General features: G+C 67.7%; 16 protein-coding genes and 6 tRNA genes. 4 read left to right on the plus strand and 18 right to left on the minus strand.

The genetic code is table 11. The annotated features are described in order from the left end of the window. Positions 1-19 precede the first annotated feature (19 nt). The 9 genes from LDO13_RS07285 to LDO13_RS07325 form a co-directional block, all read right to left on the minus strand. Positions 20-2185 carry a 3-hydroxyacyl-CoA dehydrogenase NAD-binding domain-containing protein gene (locus tag LDO13_RS07285; RefSeq protein WP_224049336.1) on the minus strand — a complete coding sequence of 722 codons (2166 nt, stop codon included), beginning with the start codon at positions 2183-2185 and terminating at the stop codon, positions 20-22. After that, positions 2182-3417, minus strand: a complete 1236-nt coding sequence (locus LDO13_RS07290; RefSeq protein WP_224049714.1) for an acetyl-CoA C-acyltransferase — start codon at positions 3415-3417, stop codon at positions 2182-2184. The genes LDO13_RS07285 and LDO13_RS07290 overlap by 4 nt, the downstream gene beginning before the upstream one ends. 275 nt (positions 3418-3692) lie before the next feature. Next, complete coding sequence (locus LDO13_RS07295; RefSeq protein WP_224049337.1) at positions 3693-5072, minus strand: HRDC domain-containing protein; 1380 nt, start codon at positions 5070-5072, stop codon at positions 3693-3695. Between the two features lie 86 nt (positions 5073-5158). Continuing rightward, on the minus strand, positions 5159-5803 hold the full coding sequence (locus LDO13_RS07300) for a DUF3000 domain-containing protein (RefSeq protein WP_224049715.1): 645 nt from the start codon (positions 5801-5803) through the stop codon (positions 5159-5161). A 102-nt stretch (positions 5804-5905) separates the two neighbouring features. Then, positions 5906-6994, minus strand: a complete 1089-nt coding sequence (locus tag LDO13_RS07305; RefSeq protein WP_224049716.1) for a low specificity L-threonine aldolase — start codon at positions 6992-6994, stop codon at positions 5906-5908. Positions 6995-7073: 79 nt separating this feature from the next. Next, positions 7074-7832: an SDR family oxidoreductase gene (locus LDO13_RS07310; protein WP_224049338.1), complete on the minus strand. Its 759-nt coding sequence runs from the start codon at positions 7830-7832 to the stop codon at positions 7074-7076. Continuing rightward, complete coding sequence (locus tag LDO13_RS07315) at positions 7829-9238, minus strand: DUF6421 family protein (protein ID WP_224049339.1); 1410 nt, start codon at positions 9236-9238, stop codon at positions 7829-7831. Before LDO13_RS07315 ends, LDO13_RS07310 begins: the two co-directional genes overlap by 4 nt. A gap of 198 nt (positions 9239-9436) precedes the next feature. Beyond that, the gene (gene msrB / locus LDO13_RS07320) at positions 9437-9937 is read right to left on the minus strand and encodes a peptide-methionine (R)-S-oxide reductase MsrB (RefSeq protein WP_224049340.1); all 501 of its coding nucleotides are present in this window, start codon (positions 9935-9937) and stop codon (positions 9437-9439) included. A 14-nt stretch (positions 9938-9951) separates the two neighbouring features. Continuing rightward, positions 9952-10440 carry a hypothetical protein gene (locus LDO13_RS07325; protein ID WP_224049341.1) on the minus strand — a complete coding sequence of 163 codons (489 nt, stop codon included), beginning with the start codon at positions 10438-10440 and terminating at the stop codon, positions 9952-9954. Between the two features lie 214 nt (positions 10441-10654). On the opposite strand from LDO13_RS07325, the gene LDO13_RS07330 reads away from it, so the two are divergent. Continuing rightward, the gene (locus LDO13_RS07330; protein WP_224049342.1) at positions 10655-11995 is read left to right on the plus strand and encodes an alpha/beta fold hydrolase; all 1341 of its coding nucleotides are present in this window, start codon (positions 10655-10657) and stop codon (positions 11993-11995) included. Between the two features lie 85 nt (positions 11996-12080). Here the strand turns inward: LDO13_RS07330 and ybaK are convergent, their stop codons facing one another. The 3 genes from ybaK to LDO13_RS07345 form a co-directional block, all read right to left on the minus strand. Then, positions 12081-12578, minus strand: coding sequence for a Cys-tRNA(Pro) deacylase (gene ybaK, locus LDO13_RS07335; protein ID WP_224049343.1), 498 nt, complete (start codon positions 12576-12578; stop codon positions 12081-12083). A 68-nt stretch (positions 12579-12646) separates the two neighbouring features. Continuing rightward, positions 12647-13105: a SufE family protein gene (locus tag LDO13_RS07340; protein WP_224049344.1), complete on the minus strand. Its 459-nt coding sequence runs from the start codon at positions 13103-13105 to the stop codon at positions 12647-12649. 57 nt (positions 13106-13162) lie between these two features. Further along, on the minus strand, positions 13163-14080 hold the full coding sequence (locus LDO13_RS07345) for a sulfurtransferase (RefSeq protein ID WP_224049345.1): 918 nt from the start codon (positions 14078-14080) through the stop codon (positions 13163-13165). Between the two features lie 241 nt (positions 14081-14321). Here LDO13_RS07345 and zapE point away from each other — a divergent pair, with 241 nt between their 5' ends. Then, positions 14322-15359: a cell division protein ZapE gene (gene zapE, locus LDO13_RS07350; protein WP_224049346.1), complete on the plus strand. Its 1038-nt coding sequence runs from the start codon at positions 14322-14324 to the stop codon at positions 15357-15359. 173 nt (positions 15360-15532) lie between these two features. Here the strand turns inward: zapE and LDO13_RS07355 are convergent, their stop codons facing one another. From LDO13_RS07355 to LDO13_RS07380, 6 genes are all read right to left on the minus strand, one after another. Beyond that, positions 15533-15802, minus strand: a complete 270-nt coding sequence (locus LDO13_RS07355) for an antitoxin (protein WP_224049347.1) — start codon at positions 15800-15802, stop codon at positions 15533-15535. 188 nt (positions 15803-15990) lie between these two features. After that, positions 15991-16065 (minus strand) — tRNA-Val (locus tag LDO13_RS07360). Between the two features lie 38 nt (positions 16066-16103). Continuing rightward, positions 16104-16176 (minus strand) — tRNA-Gly (locus tag LDO13_RS07365). Between the two features lie 55 nt (positions 16177-16231). Then, a tRNA-Val gene (locus tag LDO13_RS07370) sits at positions 16232-16306 on the minus strand. Between the two features lie 39 nt (positions 16307-16345). After that, positions 16346-16416: transfer RNA gene (locus LDO13_RS07375), tRNA-Cys, on the minus strand. A 45-nt stretch (positions 16417-16461) separates the two neighbouring features. Beyond that, positions 16462-16534, minus strand: a tRNA-Gly gene (locus LDO13_RS07380). 317 nt (positions 16535-16851) lie between these two features. Between LDO13_RS07380 and LDO13_RS07385 the strand changes: the two genes are divergently transcribed. Both LDO13_RS07385 and LDO13_RS07390 read left to right on the plus strand, forming a co-directional pair. Next, positions 16852-16923: transfer RNA gene (locus LDO13_RS07385), tRNA-Val, on the plus strand. A gap of 105 nt (positions 16924-17028) precedes the next feature. Beyond that, positions 17029-17877 (plus strand): cytochrome, encoded by an 849-nt coding sequence (locus LDO13_RS07390; RefSeq protein WP_224049348.1) that lies wholly within the window; start codon positions 17029-17031, stop codon positions 17875-17877. Positions 17878-18033: the final 156 nt, after the last annotated feature.

Below are 18033 nucleotides of genomic sequence, written 5' to 3' on the forward strand. Positions count from 1 at the left end.
CGGTGCTGCATTGCGTTGCCTAGGCAGGTTCGGACGCCACGCCGGGGGCCAGGAACTTCCTGCCCGTGACCCGTTCGGACGCGCCCACCCGGTCAAGGTACGGGGTGATGCCCCCGAGGAACATCGGCCAGCCCGCGCCGAGGATCATGCAGAGGTCGATATCCTCCGGGCCGGCCACCACGCCTTCGTCCAGCATGAGCCCGATCTCCTCAGCCAGGGCGTCCTGCGTGCGGCGCAGCACCTCCTCGCCGGTGGAGGGTGTGCTGCCGAAGGACATCAGTGCCAGGGTCTCGGACGGGATCACCGGCTTGCCCGCCTGCACCGAGGCCGGATCCCAGATGGATTTCACCCCGTTGTCGATCAGTGTCTGCAGGTTCTGCGAGACCGGGAAACGGTCCCCGAATGCGGCGTGGAGGGATTCCTGGACGTGCTGTGCGACCGGCAGCCCCACCATGGCGCCGAGGACGAACGGCGTCATCGGCAGTCCCATCGGGCGCAGCGCGTTGTCCGCCACGTCTGCCGGGGTGCCCTCGTCGAAGGCCGCCGTCACTTCGCCCATCAGGCGCAGCAGGAGGCGGTTCACCACGAACGCCGGGGCGTCCTTGACCAGCACGGCGGACTTTTTGAGCCCCTTGGCGAGCTCGAACGCGGTGGCCAGCACGGTGTCGTCGGTCTTCGGGGCGCGGACGATTTCCAGCAGCGGCATCACGGCCACGGGGTTGAAGAAGTGGAAGCCGACCAGTCGTTCCGGGTGCTCCAGGTCTTCGGCCATCGCCGTGACGGACAGGGAGGACGTGTTGGTGGCGAGAATACACTCCGGGGAAACGATCGCCTCCACTTCCTTGAAGACCTGCTTCTTGACGTTGAGCTCCTCGAAGACGGCCTCGATCACGAAGTCAGCGTCGGCGAAAGCGTCCTTGGACACCGACCCGGTCACCAGCGCCCGCGTCCGGTTGGCGGCATCGGGGCTGATCCGGCCCTTCTGCAGCAGCTTGTCCACCTCGGCGTGCACGTAGCCCACACCCTTGTCCACGCGGGCCTGGTCGATATCCGTCATCACGACGGGCACCTTGAGCTGGCGGGCGAAGAGCAGGGCCAGCTGGCTGGCCATCAGGCCGGCGCCGACGACACCGACCTTCGTCACCGGGCGTGCGAGCTTGCGGTCCGGGGCGCCGGCGGGGCGCTTGGACCGGCGCTGCACGAGGTCCAGGAAAGCGTAGACCGTGGAGCGGAACTCGTCGGTCTGCATGAGGTCCGCCAGGGTCTCGCATTCCAGTTCCGCGGACTGGGCCTGCGTCAGCGTGCGGTTTGCCTCCATGACCTCCAGGACCTTGGCCGGTGCGGGGGAGGCGTTGGAGGTCTTGGCCTCGACGAAGGCGCGGCCCGCAGCGACGGCGCCGGCCCAGCGGCCGGCGACCTCCGGCGCGGAGGCGTCGACGGCGTTGGCACGTTCCGGGGTCACGGTGCCGGCAATGACCTGCGCCGCCCAGGCAACGGACTGCTCGACGAAGTCGGCCGGCTCGAACATGGCGTCGGCGACGCCGAGCTTGAACGCCTGCGGCCCGGTGAGCGTGCGGTTGTTGCTCAGCGGATTTTCGATCATCACCTTGACGGCGTTCTCGGGGCCGATGAGGCGCGGCAGGATGTAGACGCCGCCCCAGCCCGGGATGAGGCCGATGAAGGCCTCCGGCAGGGCCAGCGCCCCCGCTCCGGTGGACACGGTGCGGTAGGTGGACTGCAGTGCGATCTCCAGCCCGCCGCCGAGGGCGAGGCCGTTGATGAAGGCGAAGCTCGGGACGCCGAGGTTCGCGAGCGTGCCGTAGACGTCGTGGCCGAGCTGCGCCATCCAGAGTCCGTGCTCCCGGCCGCTGATGGACTTGACCGTGGACAGGTCCGCGCCGGCGACCAGGAAGTACGGTTTGCCGGTGACGCCCACACCCACGATCTCGCCGCGGGCGGCCCGCTCCCTCAGCCCTTCCAGGACAGTGCCGAGTTCGATCAGCGTGTTCGGACCCAGCGTGGTGGGCTTGGAGTGGTCCAGCCCGTTGTCCAGGGTGATCAGGGCGAAGGTGCCGGGGCTCGTGCCGTCGCCTGCGGCGGGAAGCTGGATGTCCTGGACGTAGGAGTGGGTGACCGTCTCGTTCGGGAACAGGTCGGCAAGCTTGCGGAAATCGGCGGCGCTCATGCTGCGGCTCCAGTCTTGTTGGTGTTGCGTGCGGTGGCCTTGTCAAGGGGGGTGCCGTACTCGGCGTGGTGCGGGTTCTCCCAGATCACGGTGGCTCCCATGCCGAGGCCGATGCACATGGTGGTCATGCCGAAGCGGACCGCGGGGTCCTCCTCGAACTGGCGGGCCAGCTGGTTCATCAGCCGGACGCCGGAGGACGCGAGCGGATGTCCGACGGCGATCGCCCCGCCGTAGCGGTTGACCCGGGGGTCCTCGTCGGCGATGCCGAAGTGGTCCAGGAAGCTGAGCACCTGGACGGCGAAGGCCTCGTTGATCTCGAACAGGCCGATATCTTCGATGCCGAGCCCTGCGTTCTTGAGGGCCTTTTCGGTGGCCGGGACCGGGCCGATGCCCATAACCTCGGGTTCGACGCCGGCGAAGGCGTAGCTGACAAGGCGCATCTTGACCGGCAGGCCCAGTTCCTCGGCGGCGTCGGCCGAGGCCAGCAGGGCTGCCGTGGCGCCGTCATTGAGGCCGGCGGCGTTGCCGGCCGTGACCCGGCCATGCGCGCGGAACGGAGTCTTGAGCGAGGCGAGGTCTTCCACGGAGGTGCCCGGGCGCGGCGGCTCGTCCACCGTGTTCACAGTCCAGCCCTGGCCAGGCTTCATCGTCGCGACTGGCACCAGGTCCGGCTGGATCTGGTCCCTTGCGTAGGCTGCGGCCAGCTTGCCCTGGGAGGCGACGGCGTAGGCATCGGTGCGGTCCTTGGTGATGGCCGGGAAGCGGTCGTGCAGGTTCTCGGCCGTGTTGCCCATGTTCAGGGCGGCCGGGTCCACGATCCTCTCGGACATAAAGCGCGGGTTGGGGTCGGCGCCCGCGCCCATGGGGTGGTTCCCCATGTGTTCCACGCCGCCGGCGATGACGACGTCGTACGCGCCGAAGCCGATGCCGCTGGCCGTCGTGGTCACAGCTGTCATGGCGCCGGCGCACATCCGGTCGATCGCGAAGCCGGGCACCGTCCGGGGCAGTCCGGCCAGCAGGGCGGCGGTGCGGCCGATCGTCAGTCCCTGGTCACCGGTCTGCGTCGTCGCCGCGATGGCCACCTCGTCGATCCGTTCGGCCGGCAGGGACGGGTTGCGGCGCATCAGTTCGCGGATGCATTTGACCACGAGGTCATCGGCGCGTGTTCCGGCGTAGATGCCCTTCTCGCCGGCGCGGCCGAACGGGGTGCGGACGCCGTCGACGAAGACCACGTCGCGGACGGCTCGCCCCCCTCCGACGGACGGCTTCGCGCTGCTGTTGTTTCCACCGCTGGGTGTTCCGCTGCTCGGGTGCTGGCTCACGTGCTACTCCTCATCGAGACCTGGGTGCCGGATCCATGTCCAGGGCGCAAAGGGCCAAGGGCAGCAGTGATCCGGGCGACATCAGACAACATGTTACTCGCCAGTAACATAGCTGGCAAGGAGTGCGTGGCTATCTTCAGGGCATTCTGCCGGCGGGAGTGTTTTCCGGGGGCTGGGCCGGTGGCCTAGTTTGCCGAGTCCGGCGCGGGCGCGGAATCTACGGCAGCGGCGGCCGGCGCGGATTTGGCTTCCCTGGCCGGGAGCGGCTGCGGATCCTGGAAGGCCTCCGCGATGAGCGGCGCGACGAGTTCAATCTGCCACTGTCGCGCCCCCAGGTTCGCCAGTTCCTCGGCGATGCCTTCCTCACTGGACTCGGCCGGCGGACGCCAGGAGACACGGCGGAGGTAATCCGGCGTCAGCAGGTTCTCCACGGGCATGTTCAGCTCTTCGGCCTTGGCCTGCAGCAGGGGCCGGGCCGTGGCGAGCCGCGCGGCGGCCTCCGGGTCCCGGTCCGCCCATACACGCGGGGGCGGGGGAGCGTTGGTGGGCAGGTGCAGGGGCGGGAGGTCCTCGAGGGTCCGTGCCGTGCTGATGCAGCGCAGCCACCGCGGCGCCTCGCGCTGGGCCGCGCGGCCGTGGAAGCCCTTGGTGCCCAGCAGCTGCGGCACAGTGGTGGGCATGGCCTTGGCGGCGGCCACGAGGGCGGAATCGGGGATGAGCCGGCCGGGGGCGACGTCGCGCTTTTGCGCCAGGGAGTCGCGTTCGATCCACAGTTCGCGGACCGCTGCCAGCTGGCGCCGGTCGCGGATCTGGTGCAGTCCGGACGTCTTGCGCCACGGGTCGACGCGCGGCGGCGCCTGGCCGGCCTCAAGGATGGCGGCGAACTCCTGTTCGGCGTAGTCAAGTTTGCCGTCGGCGACGAGCAGCTCGATGAGTTCCTCGCGAAGTTCGGTGAGGACCTCGACGTCGAGCGCGGCGTAGCGAAGCCACGGCTCCGGCAGCGGCCGCGTGGACCAGTCGGCGGCGGAGTGCTCCTTCGCGAGGCCGAAGCCCAGGAGTTGTTCGATCACCGCGGCGAGTCCGACGCGGGGCAGCCCGGCGAGGCGGGCGGCGAGTTCGGTGTCAAAGAGCTTGTCCGGCCACATGCCGAGTTCGGACAGGCAGGGCAGGTCCTGGCTGGCCGCGTGCAGGATCCACTCCACCCCGCGCAGGGCGTCGTTGATGATGTCCAGGTTCCCGAAAGGTTCCGGATCGATCAGCCAGGTGCCGGAGCCCTCACGCCGGATCTGGACCAGGAAGGCACGCTGGCCGTAGCGGAAACCGGACGCGCGTTCGGCGTCCACTCCCGCGGGGCCGTGCCCTGCGGCGAGGGCCGCGGCGCAGCGCTCGAGGCCGGACTGGGTTTCAATGACGAGGGGCACGCCGTCGCGGGGGGCATCAAGGTCAATGACCTCGGGGACCAGGCTGTCGAAGCCGTCCACCGCGATGTGGGCTGTGGCGTCCGCGGCCTCTGGTGTGTTGGCGGCCGCGCCCGCGGTGGTGATTTCCGGAATATGAGAGGTCATGATGACTTCAGTTTAGCGACAACACGGTGTTGCGGGCCGCGCATTCGCCAAAACCGGGCGGATTGCCCGCGTTCGCGGATCGCATTTCAGGCCTGTCCGCCGCGCCAGCGGGGCAGCGGTGTGACGCCTTCGGGCAGCGGCGGAAGCCCTGCGAAGGTACAGACCATGTCCGACCATGCCTCGAGGTGCGAGGTGATGTCCGGCGTGGCCGGCGTCCAGGAGGCCCGGAGCTCAATGTCGATCGAGTCCGGCCGGTCCGAGAGGGTCCCGAAGCTTTCGGACAGCACGCGCGTGGCGGTCCCGCCGGCCGAGCGGTACTGCGCGGCGTGGTTCTGCAGGGCCTCGACGAGCCAGGTCCAGGCGACGGAGCCGAGCATTTCGTCGTTGCCCATTTCCGGTTCCAGCTGGGCGCGGATGTAGGTGACCACCCGGAACTCGCCTTCCCAGACCGCGGAGCCGTCGGGGTCATGCAGCAGGATGAAGCGGCCGGTGGCCAGTTCGACGTCGTCGCTTCCGGAAGCACGTGCCAGGGCCGCGGCCGCCGGGCCATGGACGGCGCCGGAGGGTTCACCGGGGGCGACAACTTCCGCCCCGAGCGCGACGGCGAACGGTGCCAGCCGGGCGGGTGCCGGAATCTCCTCGAGGCGCAGTTCACTGCGGGTCCGTGCCTGCCGAAGGGTTCCCAAGGCAAAGAGAAAATCTGCCGGAACCTGGTCGAGTGCGTTCACAATGGAAGATTATGCAAGGGGCGCCCTCCAGCCCGGCAGGCTCGCCGCCGCCGCCCCGTCCGGCTTTCGCCCGGCCGGGCAGCGGCGGCGCGCACGCCGCCTGGATCAGCCGGCTGCGAGCTCGTGCTTGATGGCAGCGATGAAGGAATCAACGTCATCCTCGGTGGTGTCGAAGGAACACATCCAGCGGACCTCGCGGGCCGCCTCGTTCCAGTCGTAGAAGCGGAAGGACGTGCGCAGCCGGTCGGCCACGCCGGCCGGCAGGATGGCGAACACGCCGTTGGACTCAGTCTTCTGGCTCAGTTCGACGCCGGGGATGGATTCGACGCCGGCACGCAGCCGGGACGCCATCGCGTTGGCGTGCGACGCGGAGCGCAGCCAGAGGTCACCCTCGAGCAGGGCGATGAACTGGGCGGACATAAAACGCATCTTCGAGGCCAGCTGCATGTTCATCTTGCGCAGGTAGATCAGCCCCTGGGCTGCCGCCGGGTTCAGGGCGACCACGACCTCTCCGAAGAGCAGGCCGTTCTTGGTGCCGCCGAAGGAGAGGATGTCCACGCCGGCGTCGCGGGTGAAGGCCCGCAAGGGCACACCCAGGTGGGCGGCGGCGTTGGCCAGCCGGGCGCCGTCCATGTGCAGCTTCATGCCCTTGGAGTGGACATGTTCCGCGATGGCCCGGACTTCCTCCGGCGTGTAGCAGGTGCCGAGTTCGGTGGTCTGGGTGATGGACACGGCCAGCGGCTGGGCACGGTGCTCGTCGCCCCAGCCCCACGCCTCCTGGTCGATCAGGGCGGGGGTGAGCTTGCCGTCCGGGGTCGGGACCTGCAGCAGCTTGATGCCGCCGATCCGCTCCGGGGCGCCGTTTTCGTCCATGTTGATGTGGGCGGTGGAGGCGCAAATGACGGCTCCCCAGCGCGGCAGCAGGGACTGCAGCGAGAGCACGTTGGCGCCGGTGCCGTTGAAGACCGGGAAGCACTCGATGCCCGTCCCGAAGTGCTCCTCCATCAGCTGCTGCAGCCGGGCGGTGTAGTCGTCCTCACCGTACGAGACCTGGTGGCCCTCGTTGGCCGCGGCCAAGGCCGCCAGCACCTCGGGGTGGACGCCGGAGTAGTTGTCCGATGCAAAGCCGCGGACGGAGGGATCGTGGAGCCGCGCTGCCGTGCTGGCAGGGGCGGTTTCAACTGTGCTTGTCATTGATTTGCTCACGCTTTCAGTCTAAAGAGGTCCGGGGCCCAACGGCTAAGTCCCGTTCTGGTGCCCGGGGGTTTTCGGATCAGCGTTTCGGATCGGGGACCAGCAGCAGCCGCCGGCCGTTCAGTTCCGCCGCGGGGGAGGTGAACAGCCCGACGGCGGAAGCGGCCAGGTCCTCGACGTCGGTGAAGCCGGGGAAGGTGCGCTCCGGGGACTTCGCCCGCATGGCGGCGTCCACGAGGGCCTTCACGACGAAGATCACCGCAGCGCTGCGCTGTTCGGTGGGGTCTTCCTTGCGGCCCGACTGCGCTTTCCGGAATCCGTCGGCGACGGCCAGGGTCCAGGCTTCGGCGGCGGCCTTGGCGGCGACGTAGCTGGCGCCGCCCGCGGTCGGTGTGCTCACGGCGGTGGAGGAGACCATCGCGAAGCGGCCGGCGTCGGAGCTTGCGAGGTCGTCATAGAAGACGCGCGTCACGTTCCGCAGCGTGGTGATGGCTCCCCGTTGCAGGAAGTCCCAGTCCTCGTCGCTCTGGTCCGTGATGCCCTTGGCGCCGCGCCAGCCGCCGACGAGGTGGATGACGCCGTCGACGGCCCCGCCCGATCCGGCCAGCATCGCGTGGACCGTGGTGTGCAGCGACCGGACGTCTGCGAGGTCGGCGAGGTCGCAGACGAGCGGCGTGACGCCGCTGCCGGCCTCTGCGGCGGCCGCCTCGATCCGGGGCCGGTCCGAGCCCACGGTGAAGACGGTGTGCCCGGCGCTGCGCAGGGCGCGGGCGGCGGCGATCCCCGAAGGGCCGCTGCCGCCCGTGACCAGCACGTTCAGGGTGCGTCCGGCACTCATCCGGCGTTCATTGCCGCGTTCATGGCGGTGCCCGCCATGCCCGTACCGGACGTGCCCGTGATGCCGGCCGTGGACTCGATGACGGGGCGCATCTTCTTCTCGAGTGCCTCATAGAACATGGACAGCGGGAACTCGTCGTCGAGCACCTGGTCGGTGAGGCCCCGCGGCGGCCCGGCCAGCGGCAGCGCGTCGGGACCCTTGGCCCAGACGGAGGCCGGGTTGGGCGTGACGGTCCCTGAGATCAGCTCGTAGGCGGCGAGCCAGTGGGCCATCTTCGGGCGGTCGATCGAGCGCCAGTACAGCTCCTCGATCTTGGCGCCGAGTTCAACCACAACGTTGGCGGCTTCGTCCCAGTCGATGCTGAGCTTGCTGTCGGTCCAGTGCAGGACGTGGTGCTGGTGCATCCAGGCGAAGAGCAGCTGGCCGCCGAGGCCGTCGTAGTTGCGGACCCGGCTGCCGGTGATGGCGAAGCGGAAGATCCGGTCGAAAATCACGGCGTACTGGACCAGCTTGGCGTGCCGGCGGGCCTCCGGATCGGCCTCCTCGTCCTTTTCGATCTTCACGGATTCGCGGAAGGCGGTGAGGTCGCAGCGCAGTTCCTCGAGGGAGTAGAGGAAGTACGGCATGCGCTGCTTGATCATGAACGGGTCGAAGGGCAGGTCGCCGCGCATGTGGGTGCGGTCGTGGATGAGGTCCCACATCACGAACGTTTCCTGCGTCAGCTCCTGGTCCTCCAGGAGCTGAGCGGCGTCGTCGGGAAGCTGCAGGGAGGTGATGTCCGCGGCGGCCCGGAGCACGCGGCGGAAGCGGGCGGCCTCGCGGTCGGCGAAGATGGCGCCCCAGGTGAACGTCGGAGTCTCGCGGACTGCGACGGTCTCGGGGAAGAGGACCGCGGAGTTGGTGTTGTAGCCCGGGGTGAAGTCCAGGAAGCGGATCGGGACGAAGAGCTTGTTGGAGTATTCGCCCTCTTCCAGGCCGCCAACGAACTCGGGCCAGATGACTTCGATCAGCACAGCCTCAACAAGGCGGTTGCTGCTGCCGTTCTGCGTGTACATCGGGAAGACGACCAGGTGCTGCAGGCCGTTCACGCGGTGCTGCTGCGGCTGGAAAGCCTGCAGGGAGTCGAGGAAGTCCGGCACGCCGAAGCCGCCGTCGGCCCAGCGGCCGAAGTCGGCGACGAGGAGGGTGAGGTAGTCGGCGTCGTGCGGGAAGGCCGGCGCCAGGGCCTGGATGGCCGCCGCCATGGTGCGGACATACGCGCTGGCCGCCTCATGGTTGGAAGCCTCGGGGACGGAGCCGTCCTGGACCTGGAGCGCCTGCAGGGCGGTGGCGGCCGCCTTGAGCTGGAGCCACTCCGGGGCGGTGGCCGAGATCGGGGCAGTGGAGGTGATAGCGGTGGTGGTCATCGTCAGCAGGCGCCTTTCTTTTGACTGGGAGCGTCGCTCTTCAGTGTCTGAATCGAGCGTAGCAAGCAAAAAGAATCGCTAATGCAAAAACGACCCGAGCATAAGAAAGTCTGTGGCAAGTGGCCCTCGCAGGCCATGCCAGCTCCAGTGGCGGCGTGGCTGCCCTGCCTGGTGGGCCGGCAATGGGCAGCCACGGGGCTACTGTCCGGCGTCGCCCGCAGGGACCAGCTTCAGGGACACGGAATTGATGCAGAAGCGCTGGTCGGTCGGCGTTCCGTAGCCTTCGCCCTCGAACACATGGCCAAGGTGGGAATCACACGTGGCACAGCGGACCTCGACCCGTTCCATGCCCAGCGTGCGGTCGTGGATGTACCGGACCGTGCCTTCCGCGAGCGGGGCCCAGAAGGAGGGCCAGCCGCAGTGCGAGTCAAACTTCTCCTGGCTTGTGAACAGCTCCGTGCCGCAGGCGCGGCACTGATAGACGCCAGTGGTGTGCGTGTCCCAGTACTCCCCGGTATAGGGCCGCTCGGTCCCGGCCTGGCGGAGCACCCGGTACTCCTCCGGCGTCAGTTCCTCTCGCCACTGCGCGTCGGACTTTTCAACGGGCTGGTTTTCGGCCTGCCCGCCGGCACTGTCGGGCGTGGTCCCGGCGGGGTCGGCGACGGGCGGGACTTTGGGCTTGTTACTGAAGATGCTCATAGCCTGAATAACGCTCAGGAGTCCCCGATAAATCCCGATCCGGCGTAGAGATGCAGGACCGGAAGGCCCAGCTTGTCCTGGGCCTTGGTGGCCCAGTCCGTGTGGAAGGTGTCCGCGACGGCGTGCGGGCGGGTGATCACGACGGCCTGCCCCGCGCCGAGTTCCCTGACCCTGGCTACCATTCCGTCGACGGCCTTGCCCTCGACGATTTCGCCGGTCACGCCACTGCCGAGGCCGGCGAGTGCAGCCAGCGACGCTGCGAGTGTTTCGGCGGCCTCGGCGCGTTCGCCGGCAGGATCGGAGTGTGCCGTCAGTTCACGGAAGGCCTTGGAGATTTCCAGCAGGGACAGGTTCTCCAGGAAATCCACCAGGAGATGCCGCTCTGTGCTGGCCGGAACCAGGACCACCAGCGGTGTATCACCGCCGGCAATGAGGGTTTCGATGTTGACGCGGTCGTCCGCGCCGAGGGGCTCTTCTGTCAAAATGACGATTGGATCACTCATGCCCCCAGCCTAGTCGGGCGCCGGTGCGCCCGCACGGATTGGGGCATGACGGATTGGGTCCCGGCCGATTGGGGCACGGGCTGTCCCCGCGGGGCAGTTTGCACGCACTGAACGGCGGTTCCGGAGCAAGGTCCCCGGCCAAGGGACCCGCCGGCGGCGGTCCCGGGCGCCCCTAAATGCCACTCCCGGCGCGGAGTTCGGTAAGAATGGTGCCATGGCTTCCTCCCTACGCCTCCTGCCGGACCCGCAGCCGATCTCCGCCGCACGCGGGAAAGTCGCCCGCGCCGTCGCCGACTCTGCCGCCGACGTTTCCGTCCCGGGCAGCGCCAAATGGGCTTTGGGCGGCATCATCGGCGGCAGCGCCGCGGCGGGCCTGCTGGCCGCCGGTTCCTCCGCCCTTGCGCTCTATTTCGCCCGCCGCGTGATCACCCCCGCCCGGGTCCGGGAGGAGGACCAGGAAGTGCTTGCGGTGATCCGGGGCGATCACGGGTTGCAGGTGATCCTCGCGGCGACGCCCGATGCCACGGTCGAGGGTACCTACGGTTTCTTCTTCGACGGCGGCCGGGGCCACGCCCGGATCGGCCGGATCGTCTCCTACTCGCCCGCCGAGCGTACGGTGCAGCGCGAGGTGGAAGCCGTCTACAGCGGCGACCTCAGCGCGGCGCGCCGCGGGTACTGGAGCGGAGCCACACACCCGGACCCGGCCCACATCGGCCTGCCGTCGGAAGACGTGGACATCGACGTCGAGGGCGGAACCGCTCCGGCGTGGCTCGTCCGGGCCCCGCAGGAGTCGGGCGTCTGGGCCATCATGGTGCACGGGCGCGGCGCGAGCCGGCAGGAGTGCCTGCGGGCGGTCCGGACCGCCCGGGAACTGGGCATGTCCAGCCTGCTGATCACGTACCGCAATGACGGCCTGGCGCCGTCGGCGCAGGACGGCCGCTACGGCCTTGGCTCCACCGAGTGGCGCGACGTGGAGTCGGCCATCGAGTTTGCCCTGGAGCATGGTGCCCGTGAAGTGGTCCTTTTCGGCTGGTCCATGGGCGGTGCCATCTGCCTTCAGACCGCCGACCTGTCCCGCTACCACCCCCTGATCCGGGCCATGGTGCTGGACGCCCCGGTCATCAACTGGGTCAACGTGCTGGCACACCACGCCGAGCTCAACCGGATCCCGTCCGCGGTGGGCAGGTACGGGCAGCTGATGATGAGCCACAAGCTGGGCCGGCGGCTCACCGGACTCGCGGCGCCGGTGGACCTGAAGGCGATGGACTGGGTTTCCCGCGCCGTGGAGTTGCGGACGCCCACGCTGATCATCCACAGCGTCGACGACGAATACGTCCCCTACGGCCCGTCCGCGGTCCTGGCCGAGAAGAACCCGGAGATGGTCACTTTTGAGACCTTCGACCGGGCCCGGCACACCAAGGAGTGGAACGTGGATCCGGAGCGCTGGGAGCGCCTGGTCGAGGCCTGGCTGGGGCAGCAGCTCGCGCCCCGCCCGAACCCGGGCCAGAACAATCCCGAGGCGTCCAATCCCGAGGCGCCAGCCCCGTCGAGTTGACACTTCACGCCAGTGTTCCGCGAGAACATTGCCGTGTGCTGCACACTCGATGCGTCCGCCGGGTACTCCCGGGGGCGGAGCGCGGCTAGCTCCGGCGGGTGCCGATCCGTGCCGTGTGCGCCCCGGTGAGGCGGATCAGTTCGGCCGGGCTCAGCTCGATGTCGAGGCCGCGGCGCCCGCCCGACACCAGGATCGTGTCAAGGGCCAGGGCGCTGTCATCCACCACGGTGGGGGAGGGCTGCCGCTGGCCCAGCGGCGAGATGCCGCCCAGCACATAGCCTGTGCGGCGCTCGGCCGCTGCCGGATCCGCCATCGCCGCCTTCTTGCCGCCCAGCGCGGCAGCCATTGCTTTGAGGTCCAGGTTCCCGCTCACGGGTACGACGCCGACGGCGAGCCGGCCGTCGACGTCGACCATCAGCGTTTTAAACACCCGTTCCGGGTCGACGCCGAGCACCTTGGCCGCTTCGAGCCCGTAGCTGGCGGCCGACGGGTCATGGCTGTAGGGGTGGGCGACGAAGGGAACCCCGGCGGCCGCCAGTGCTGCGGTGGCCGGGGTTCCCTGTGACGCCTGCTTGCGTGCCATTATGTTCGGTATCCGGGTGCCTGAGTAACGGGTGCCTGAGTGACCGGTGCCTGAGTGACCAGTACCGGTCAGGACTGCTGGGGGAGCGCGGCAACCTTGCGCTTGATCCGGCCCAGCATCGCGGTCATCCCGCGCATCCGCAGCGGAGTGATGGCCCGGGTGAGGCCGAGCAGCTCCGGCATATCGTCCGGCACCGCCAGTATCTCCGCCCGGCTCAACCCGTCGAGGCCCTCGTGCAGCACGCCCGCGAAACCCCGGGTCGTGGGGGCCTCCGGGGGCGCCTTGAAGAAGAGCCGGACGCTTTCGGCCGCGCCGCCGTCGGACTTTTCCGTTTCAATCGTCAGGAACAGCGGCGACTGGCACTCGACCACCTGCTCCATCAGCTCCGGGTGGTCCTTGAGCCGGTCCGGGAGTTCCGGGAGTTCGCGGGAGAACTCGAGCAGCAACTGAAGCCGTTCGGGCTCGGTGACGGCCTGGAAATCGTCAACAATTTCCGCCAATGCGGTGGGGAGGGCAGAAGTATTCATCACTTCCAGCTTACGCACGCGCGGCGATTGTGTCCTTGTCGGGGCACGCGCACACGGCTACTTGGCGGCCGGCACCGTGCCGCGTTCGGCGCCCTTGACGATCGGAACGCGGACGGCGTTGCCCCATTCGGTCCAGGAACCGTCGTAGTTGCGGACCGTCTCGAAGCCCAGCAGGTACTTGAGCGCGAACCATGTGTGGCTGGACCGCTCGCCGATGCGGCAGTACGCCACGACGTCGTCGCCTTCCTTCAGCCCGGCCTCGCCCAGGTAGAGCGCCTCAAGTTCGGGGCGGGTCCGGTAGGTGCCGTCCCCGGCGGCCGCCCGGGCCCACGGGATGGAGGCTGCGGTGGGGATGTGGCCGCCGCGGAGGGCTCCTTCCTCGGGGTAGGCGGGCATGTGCGTTCGCTGGCCCGTGTACTCCTCTGCGGAGCGGACGTCGATCAGCGGCTTGCCGAAGTGGGCAAGGACATCGTCCTTGAAGGCGCGGATCGGGGCGTCGTTGCGTTCGACGACGGGGTAGTCACCGGGCGTGGCGACCGTGCGGTCCGTGGTGGTAGCGCGGCCTTCGGCGATCCACTTGTCCCGGCCGCCGTCGAGCAGCCGGACGTCCTCGTGGCCGAAGAGCTCGAAGACCCAAAGGGCGTAGGCGGCCCACCAGTTGGATTTGTCGCCGTAGATGACTACCGTGCTGTCACGGGAGATCCCTTTGGCAGCGGCGAGGGCGGCGAACGCTTCGCCGTCCACGTAGTCGCGGGTGACCTCGTCGTTCAGGTCGGTGTGCCAGTCGATCTTCACGGCTCCGGGGATGTGGCCGGTCTCGTAGAGCAGCACGTCCTCGTCGGACTCCACCACCACGAGCTTGCCGTCCTGGAGCGCTCCGGATTCGATCGCGGCGGCCAGCCACTCGGTGGATACGAGCCGCTCGGGGTGGGCGTAGGCGGCGAACTTCTCGTTCTGCTCAACGGGGTAGGGCATTGGAATGGCCTTTCACTGAAACGGTCAGGAGGCCGGGCCATGGAAGGATCGAACGCGGCGCCGGGCCTTCTCCAACACTAGCCACGCCCCGCCGGGATTACTCCACCGCGTTCACACTCGGAAATATGGCCTTCGTCACGTGAAGTCCCCCGTGCACGCCGCCCGACCATACGTCCCGTCGGGGAGACCGTGCATTGCCGGTATTCTTTCTGGGGACAAGAGACCAGCAGAACGGACCACCTTGGTACAGATCGAACAGCTCGCCGCCCGCACCCCGGCAGTTTCAGTGGATGAACTCCTCAACGGGTTTTATCCGTCGCCGCGCTTCGGTGAGGTTTCGTTTTCCAGCTACCGGCCGGATCCGTCCCAGCCCAGCCAGGCCTCCGCGGTCCGGGCATTGGAGGGATTCGCGGCCAACGTCGGAGCGCGCGACGGCGATGGGCTCTTCAAGCGCCTCTTCGGCAAGAAGGACACATCCCGGGCCGGGATCTACCTCGACGGCGGCTTCGGCGTCGGCAAGACCCACCTGCTCGCCTCGCTTTGGCACGCGGCGCCCGGGCCCAAGGCCTTCGGCACCTTCGTCGAATACACCAACCTCGTCGGGGCGCTGTCCTTCCGCAAGACCGTCGAAGCGCTGAGCCACTACAAGCTGGTCTGCATCGACGAATTCGAGCTCGACGATCCGGGCGACACTGTGCTGATGTCCCGGCTCATGCGCGAGCTGGCCGACGCCGGCGTCAAGCTTGCGGCCACGTCCAACACCCTGCCGGGCTCCCTGGGCGACGGCCGCTTTGCCGCCGTCGACTTCGCCCGGGAAATCCAGGTGCTGGCGGACCAGTTCGACGTCGTCCGGATCGACGGCGAGGACTTCCGCCACCGCGGCCTGCCCGCGGCTCCTCAGCCGCTGCCTAACGAGCAGCTGACGCACCACATGCAGAATGAGTTCCATGGCAAGACGGTGGCGCGCGATGAGTTCAGCACGCTGATCGATCACCTGGCCGGCGTTCACCCCAGCCGTTACCGCCAGCTGCTCGACGGCATCGAGGGCGTCGTCTGGAAGAACGTCCACACCATTACCGAACAGGCCGTCGCACTGCGCTTCGTGGTGCTCGCGGACCGGCTTTACGACAAGGACGTGCCGATCCTGGCCAGCGGCGTGCCGTTCGACCAGCTCTTCACCGAGGAAATGATGACCGGCGGGTACATGAAAAAGTACTTCCGCGCCGTCTCGAGGCTCACCGCCCTGGCCCGCGAGGGCCAGAACCACGAACCCTCCTAGGGACGTACCACTCCGCCTCCAACAGCAACGCGGGGTCACTTCCAGCCCATCCTGACGTAACGGATGGGCTCGAAGTGGCCCCGCGTTGTGGCGTTAAGCCGTTTCCGGCGTTAAACGCCGGAGGTGCCGGCGCCGCCTCTCGGCGGGACCGACACCTCGCTGACGTATCTGGGTCAGAGGCCCGGCTGGCGGGGTTCCCCGGCAACGGGGGGCTGGCCGGCTACGGGAGGCTGTTCGGCGACGGGGGCCTCGTTGGGCCGGTCGTTCGCCTTGTCCACGAAGTCGGAAGCGCCGCGCTGCACAGCATCGATCTTGTCGGCGTGCTTTCCGCCGGTCTTGGTGTCGACGAAATCGCCGGCCTTTTCGATGCCGTCCTTGATGGCTTGTTCGTTGCCACCAATTACTTGCTGAGCCTTGCCCTTTAGATCGTCAAGTAATCCCACGGGCACCTCCCTTCGATCGCGGAGCCAGATCGCTCCTTGCGATTTCTACCCTAGCCGGAGGTGGCGGGGGTGCCAAGGGTGTCCGCCCACAGGATAAAAGAATTCGCTGCGGTGGAACAGGGGAGAAGGACCCGGGCTGCCCAGGCGAGCCGCACACAAAAAAGAGCAGCTCCGGGGAGCTGCTCTTGTGGTGGGCGATACTGGGATCGAACCAGTGACCTCTTCCGTGTCAGGGAAGCGCGCTACCGCTGCGCCAATCGCCCGCAACCGGAAGGATCCGGAGTGGAGTTGTAATGAAGAGAGCGGACGACGAGATTCGAACTCGCGACATCCACCTTGGCAAGGTGGTGCTCTACCAGCTGAGCTACGTCCGCATTTAGTCCATGCCGGCTGGGCCGGTGGTACTGCATCAAGCAAGTTGCCTTGCTCTGGTGGGCGATACTGGGATCGAACCAGTGACCTCTTCCGTGTCAGGGAAGCGCGCTACCGCTGCGCCAATCGCCCCTTGCATCCGACCTAGACCGGAAACCAGGGTTTTCACCGAGGTGGGTACGGGATTCGAACCCGTGTATACGGCTTTGCAGGCCGCTGCCTCGCCTCTCGGCCAACCCACCGTGTAGATAGCATTCCGAAGAACAATACCGTGACAGTGTCCTGCGAGCGGACGACGAGATTCGAACTCGCGACATCCACCTTGGCAAGGTGGTGCTCTACCAGCTGAGCTACGTCCGCATTATTGTCTGCAATTCCCCGCCGCAATCGGCATTTCCTCGCGTTCCAACGAGTAAGAACTCTATAGGAGGTTCAGGGAACTTACAAATCGAGACGACGACGGCGGGCGCCGGGGCCGCCGCATCCTTGAGTTCTAGGGGTTCTTGCTAATTACAGCCTTGTAATTAGCTGGCTTTTTCCGGGCGCCGTTGCTGCGGCCGGGGTGGTCCGCCGGGGTTCCTTGGTGTCTCCGCGAAGGACGCATTCGGGATCCCTGGAGTGTCGCGGTGCTCCGATTTCTAAATTCCGCCGAGGTGGGCTAGCATTCAATGGCATTGGGGCGATTGGCGCAGTGGTAGCGCGCTTCGTTCACACCGAAGAGGTCACTGGTTCGAACCCAGTATCGCCCACCCAAAGAATGGTCCGTTCCGCTCACCGAGCGGGGCGGACCATTGTTGTTAGTGCAGTGGGCTTGCTGTTTTCCCACTGTCAGAGCCCCGTGAAAGAGTTTTGCCATGACCGCCCCTCTTCTTGCCCACGCCACGGACTACGGCCGGATGTACGCCCGCTCCACTTCGGAACAGTTCTCCGTCCCGTCCATCACCACCGTGATCGGCCAGCAGCCCCACGGCCTGGACGGCTGGTTTGGCTACATGGGCGCCAACAGCCTCGCGCAGGATCCGACACTGCCCGGCATCCTGGGCAGCCCGGCCAAGGTGCGGCAGGCGGTAAGCCGGGCGGCGAAGGCGGCGGAGACCTACCGCGACGACGCGGCGAAGCGCGGGGACAGGGTGCACAACTACTGCGAGCAGGTTGCCTTGCGTGCCCTGGGCCGTCCGCACGAGATGAAGGAGACCCGCGAAGCACTCGCCGCAAACGGTGAAGAAGCCTTCGCGGCCCGCTTCGACGAGTGGTGGGAGCTCTTCCAGGTTGAGCCGATCGCCCCTGAAATCACTGTGTGGAACAAGACCGTCGGTTACGCCGGCACCTTGGATCTGGTCGCCAAGATCAACGGCCGGACTTGCCTGATCGACTACAAGACCAAGGGCACCAGCCGCGACGGCACCGTGAAGCCGCTGGATGACAAAGTGGTCATGCAACTCGTGGCCGGAATGAAGGCCGAGGAAAGCCTCGTGGACCCGGTTGCGGGGGAGTGGGAGGCCTGGCAGCACGGCGAATCCCCGATTCTGCTGGCGGTTGCGGTTGGCCAGACGGAAGTCCGCCCCCTGCGCGCCAACCCGGATGTACTTAAGCATCACTGGTGGAAGTTCTGCGCCCTGCGACGCGTCTGGGAAATGTCGGCCGACACCACAGCCGCCGGAACGGCGCTGCTGCCGCTCGCACCGCCGCCCATCGCCCGATAGACCCGACGTCGGCCGATAGTAGCGCTGGTTCTGCCGCGTTAGCACCGTCTCAGCGTCACTGTGGCCACCGTAGTCGGGTAGTGGCGCGTCGCGTCTCGTCTCGTCGTGTCACGTTCCGGAGCGGGATCCCGATGACCCGCCTAGATGACTTCCGCG

It is taken from the genome of Arthrobacter sp. NicSoilB4, assembly GCF_019977335.1.
GTDB lineage: Bacteria > Actinomycetota > Actinomycetes > Actinomycetales > Micrococcaceae > Arthrobacter.

Excerpts from the sequence above, each read along its gene's own strand:
- LDO13_RS07285 (WP_224049336.1), bottom strand. The coding sequence starts at position 2,185 with ATGAGCGCCGCCGATTTCCGCAAGCTTGCCGACCTGTTCCCGAACGAG.
- LDO13_RS07295 (WP_224049337.1), bottom strand. The coding sequence starts at position 5,072 with ATGACCTCTCATATTCCGGAAATCACCACCGCGGGCGCGGCCGCCAAC.
- LDO13_RS07305 (WP_224049716.1), bottom strand. The coding sequence starts at position 6,994 with ATGACAAGCACAGTTGAAACCGCCCCTGCCAGCACGGCAGCGCGGCTC.
- LDO13_RS07310 (WP_224049338.1), bottom strand. The coding sequence starts at position 7,832 with ATGAGTGCCGGACGCACCCTGAACGTGCTGGTCACGGGCGGCAGCGGC.
- LDO13_RS07315 (WP_224049339.1), bottom strand. The coding sequence starts at position 9,238 with ATGACCACCACCGCTATCACCTCCACTGCCCCGATCTCGGCCACCGCC.
- msrB (WP_224049340.1), bottom strand. The coding sequence starts at position 9,937 with ATGAGCATCTTCAGTAACAAGCCCAAAGTCCCGCCCGTCGCCGACCCC.
- LDO13_RS07325 (WP_224049341.1), bottom strand. The coding sequence starts at position 10,440 with ATGAGTGATCCAATCGTCATTTTGACAGAAGAGCCCCTCGGCGCGGAC.
- LDO13_RS07330 (WP_224049342.1), top strand. The coding sequence starts at position 10,655 with ATGGCTTCCTCCCTACGCCTCCTGCCGGACCCGCAGCCGATCTCCGCC.
- ybaK (WP_224049343.1), bottom strand. The coding sequence starts at position 12,578 with ATGGCACGCAAGCAGGCGTCACAGGGAACCCCGGCCACCGCAGCACTG.
- LDO13_RS07340 (WP_224049344.1), bottom strand. The coding sequence starts at position 13,105 with ATGAATACTTCTGCCCTCCCCACCGCATTGGCGGAAATTGTTGACGAT.
- LDO13_RS07345 (WP_224049345.1), bottom strand. The coding sequence starts at position 14,080 with ATGCCCTACCCCGTTGAGCAGAACGAGAAGTTCGCCGCCTACGCCCAC.
- LDO13_RS07390 (WP_224049348.1), top strand. The coding sequence starts at position 17,029 with ATGACCGCCCCTCTTCTTGCCCACGCCACGGACTACGGCCGGATGTAC.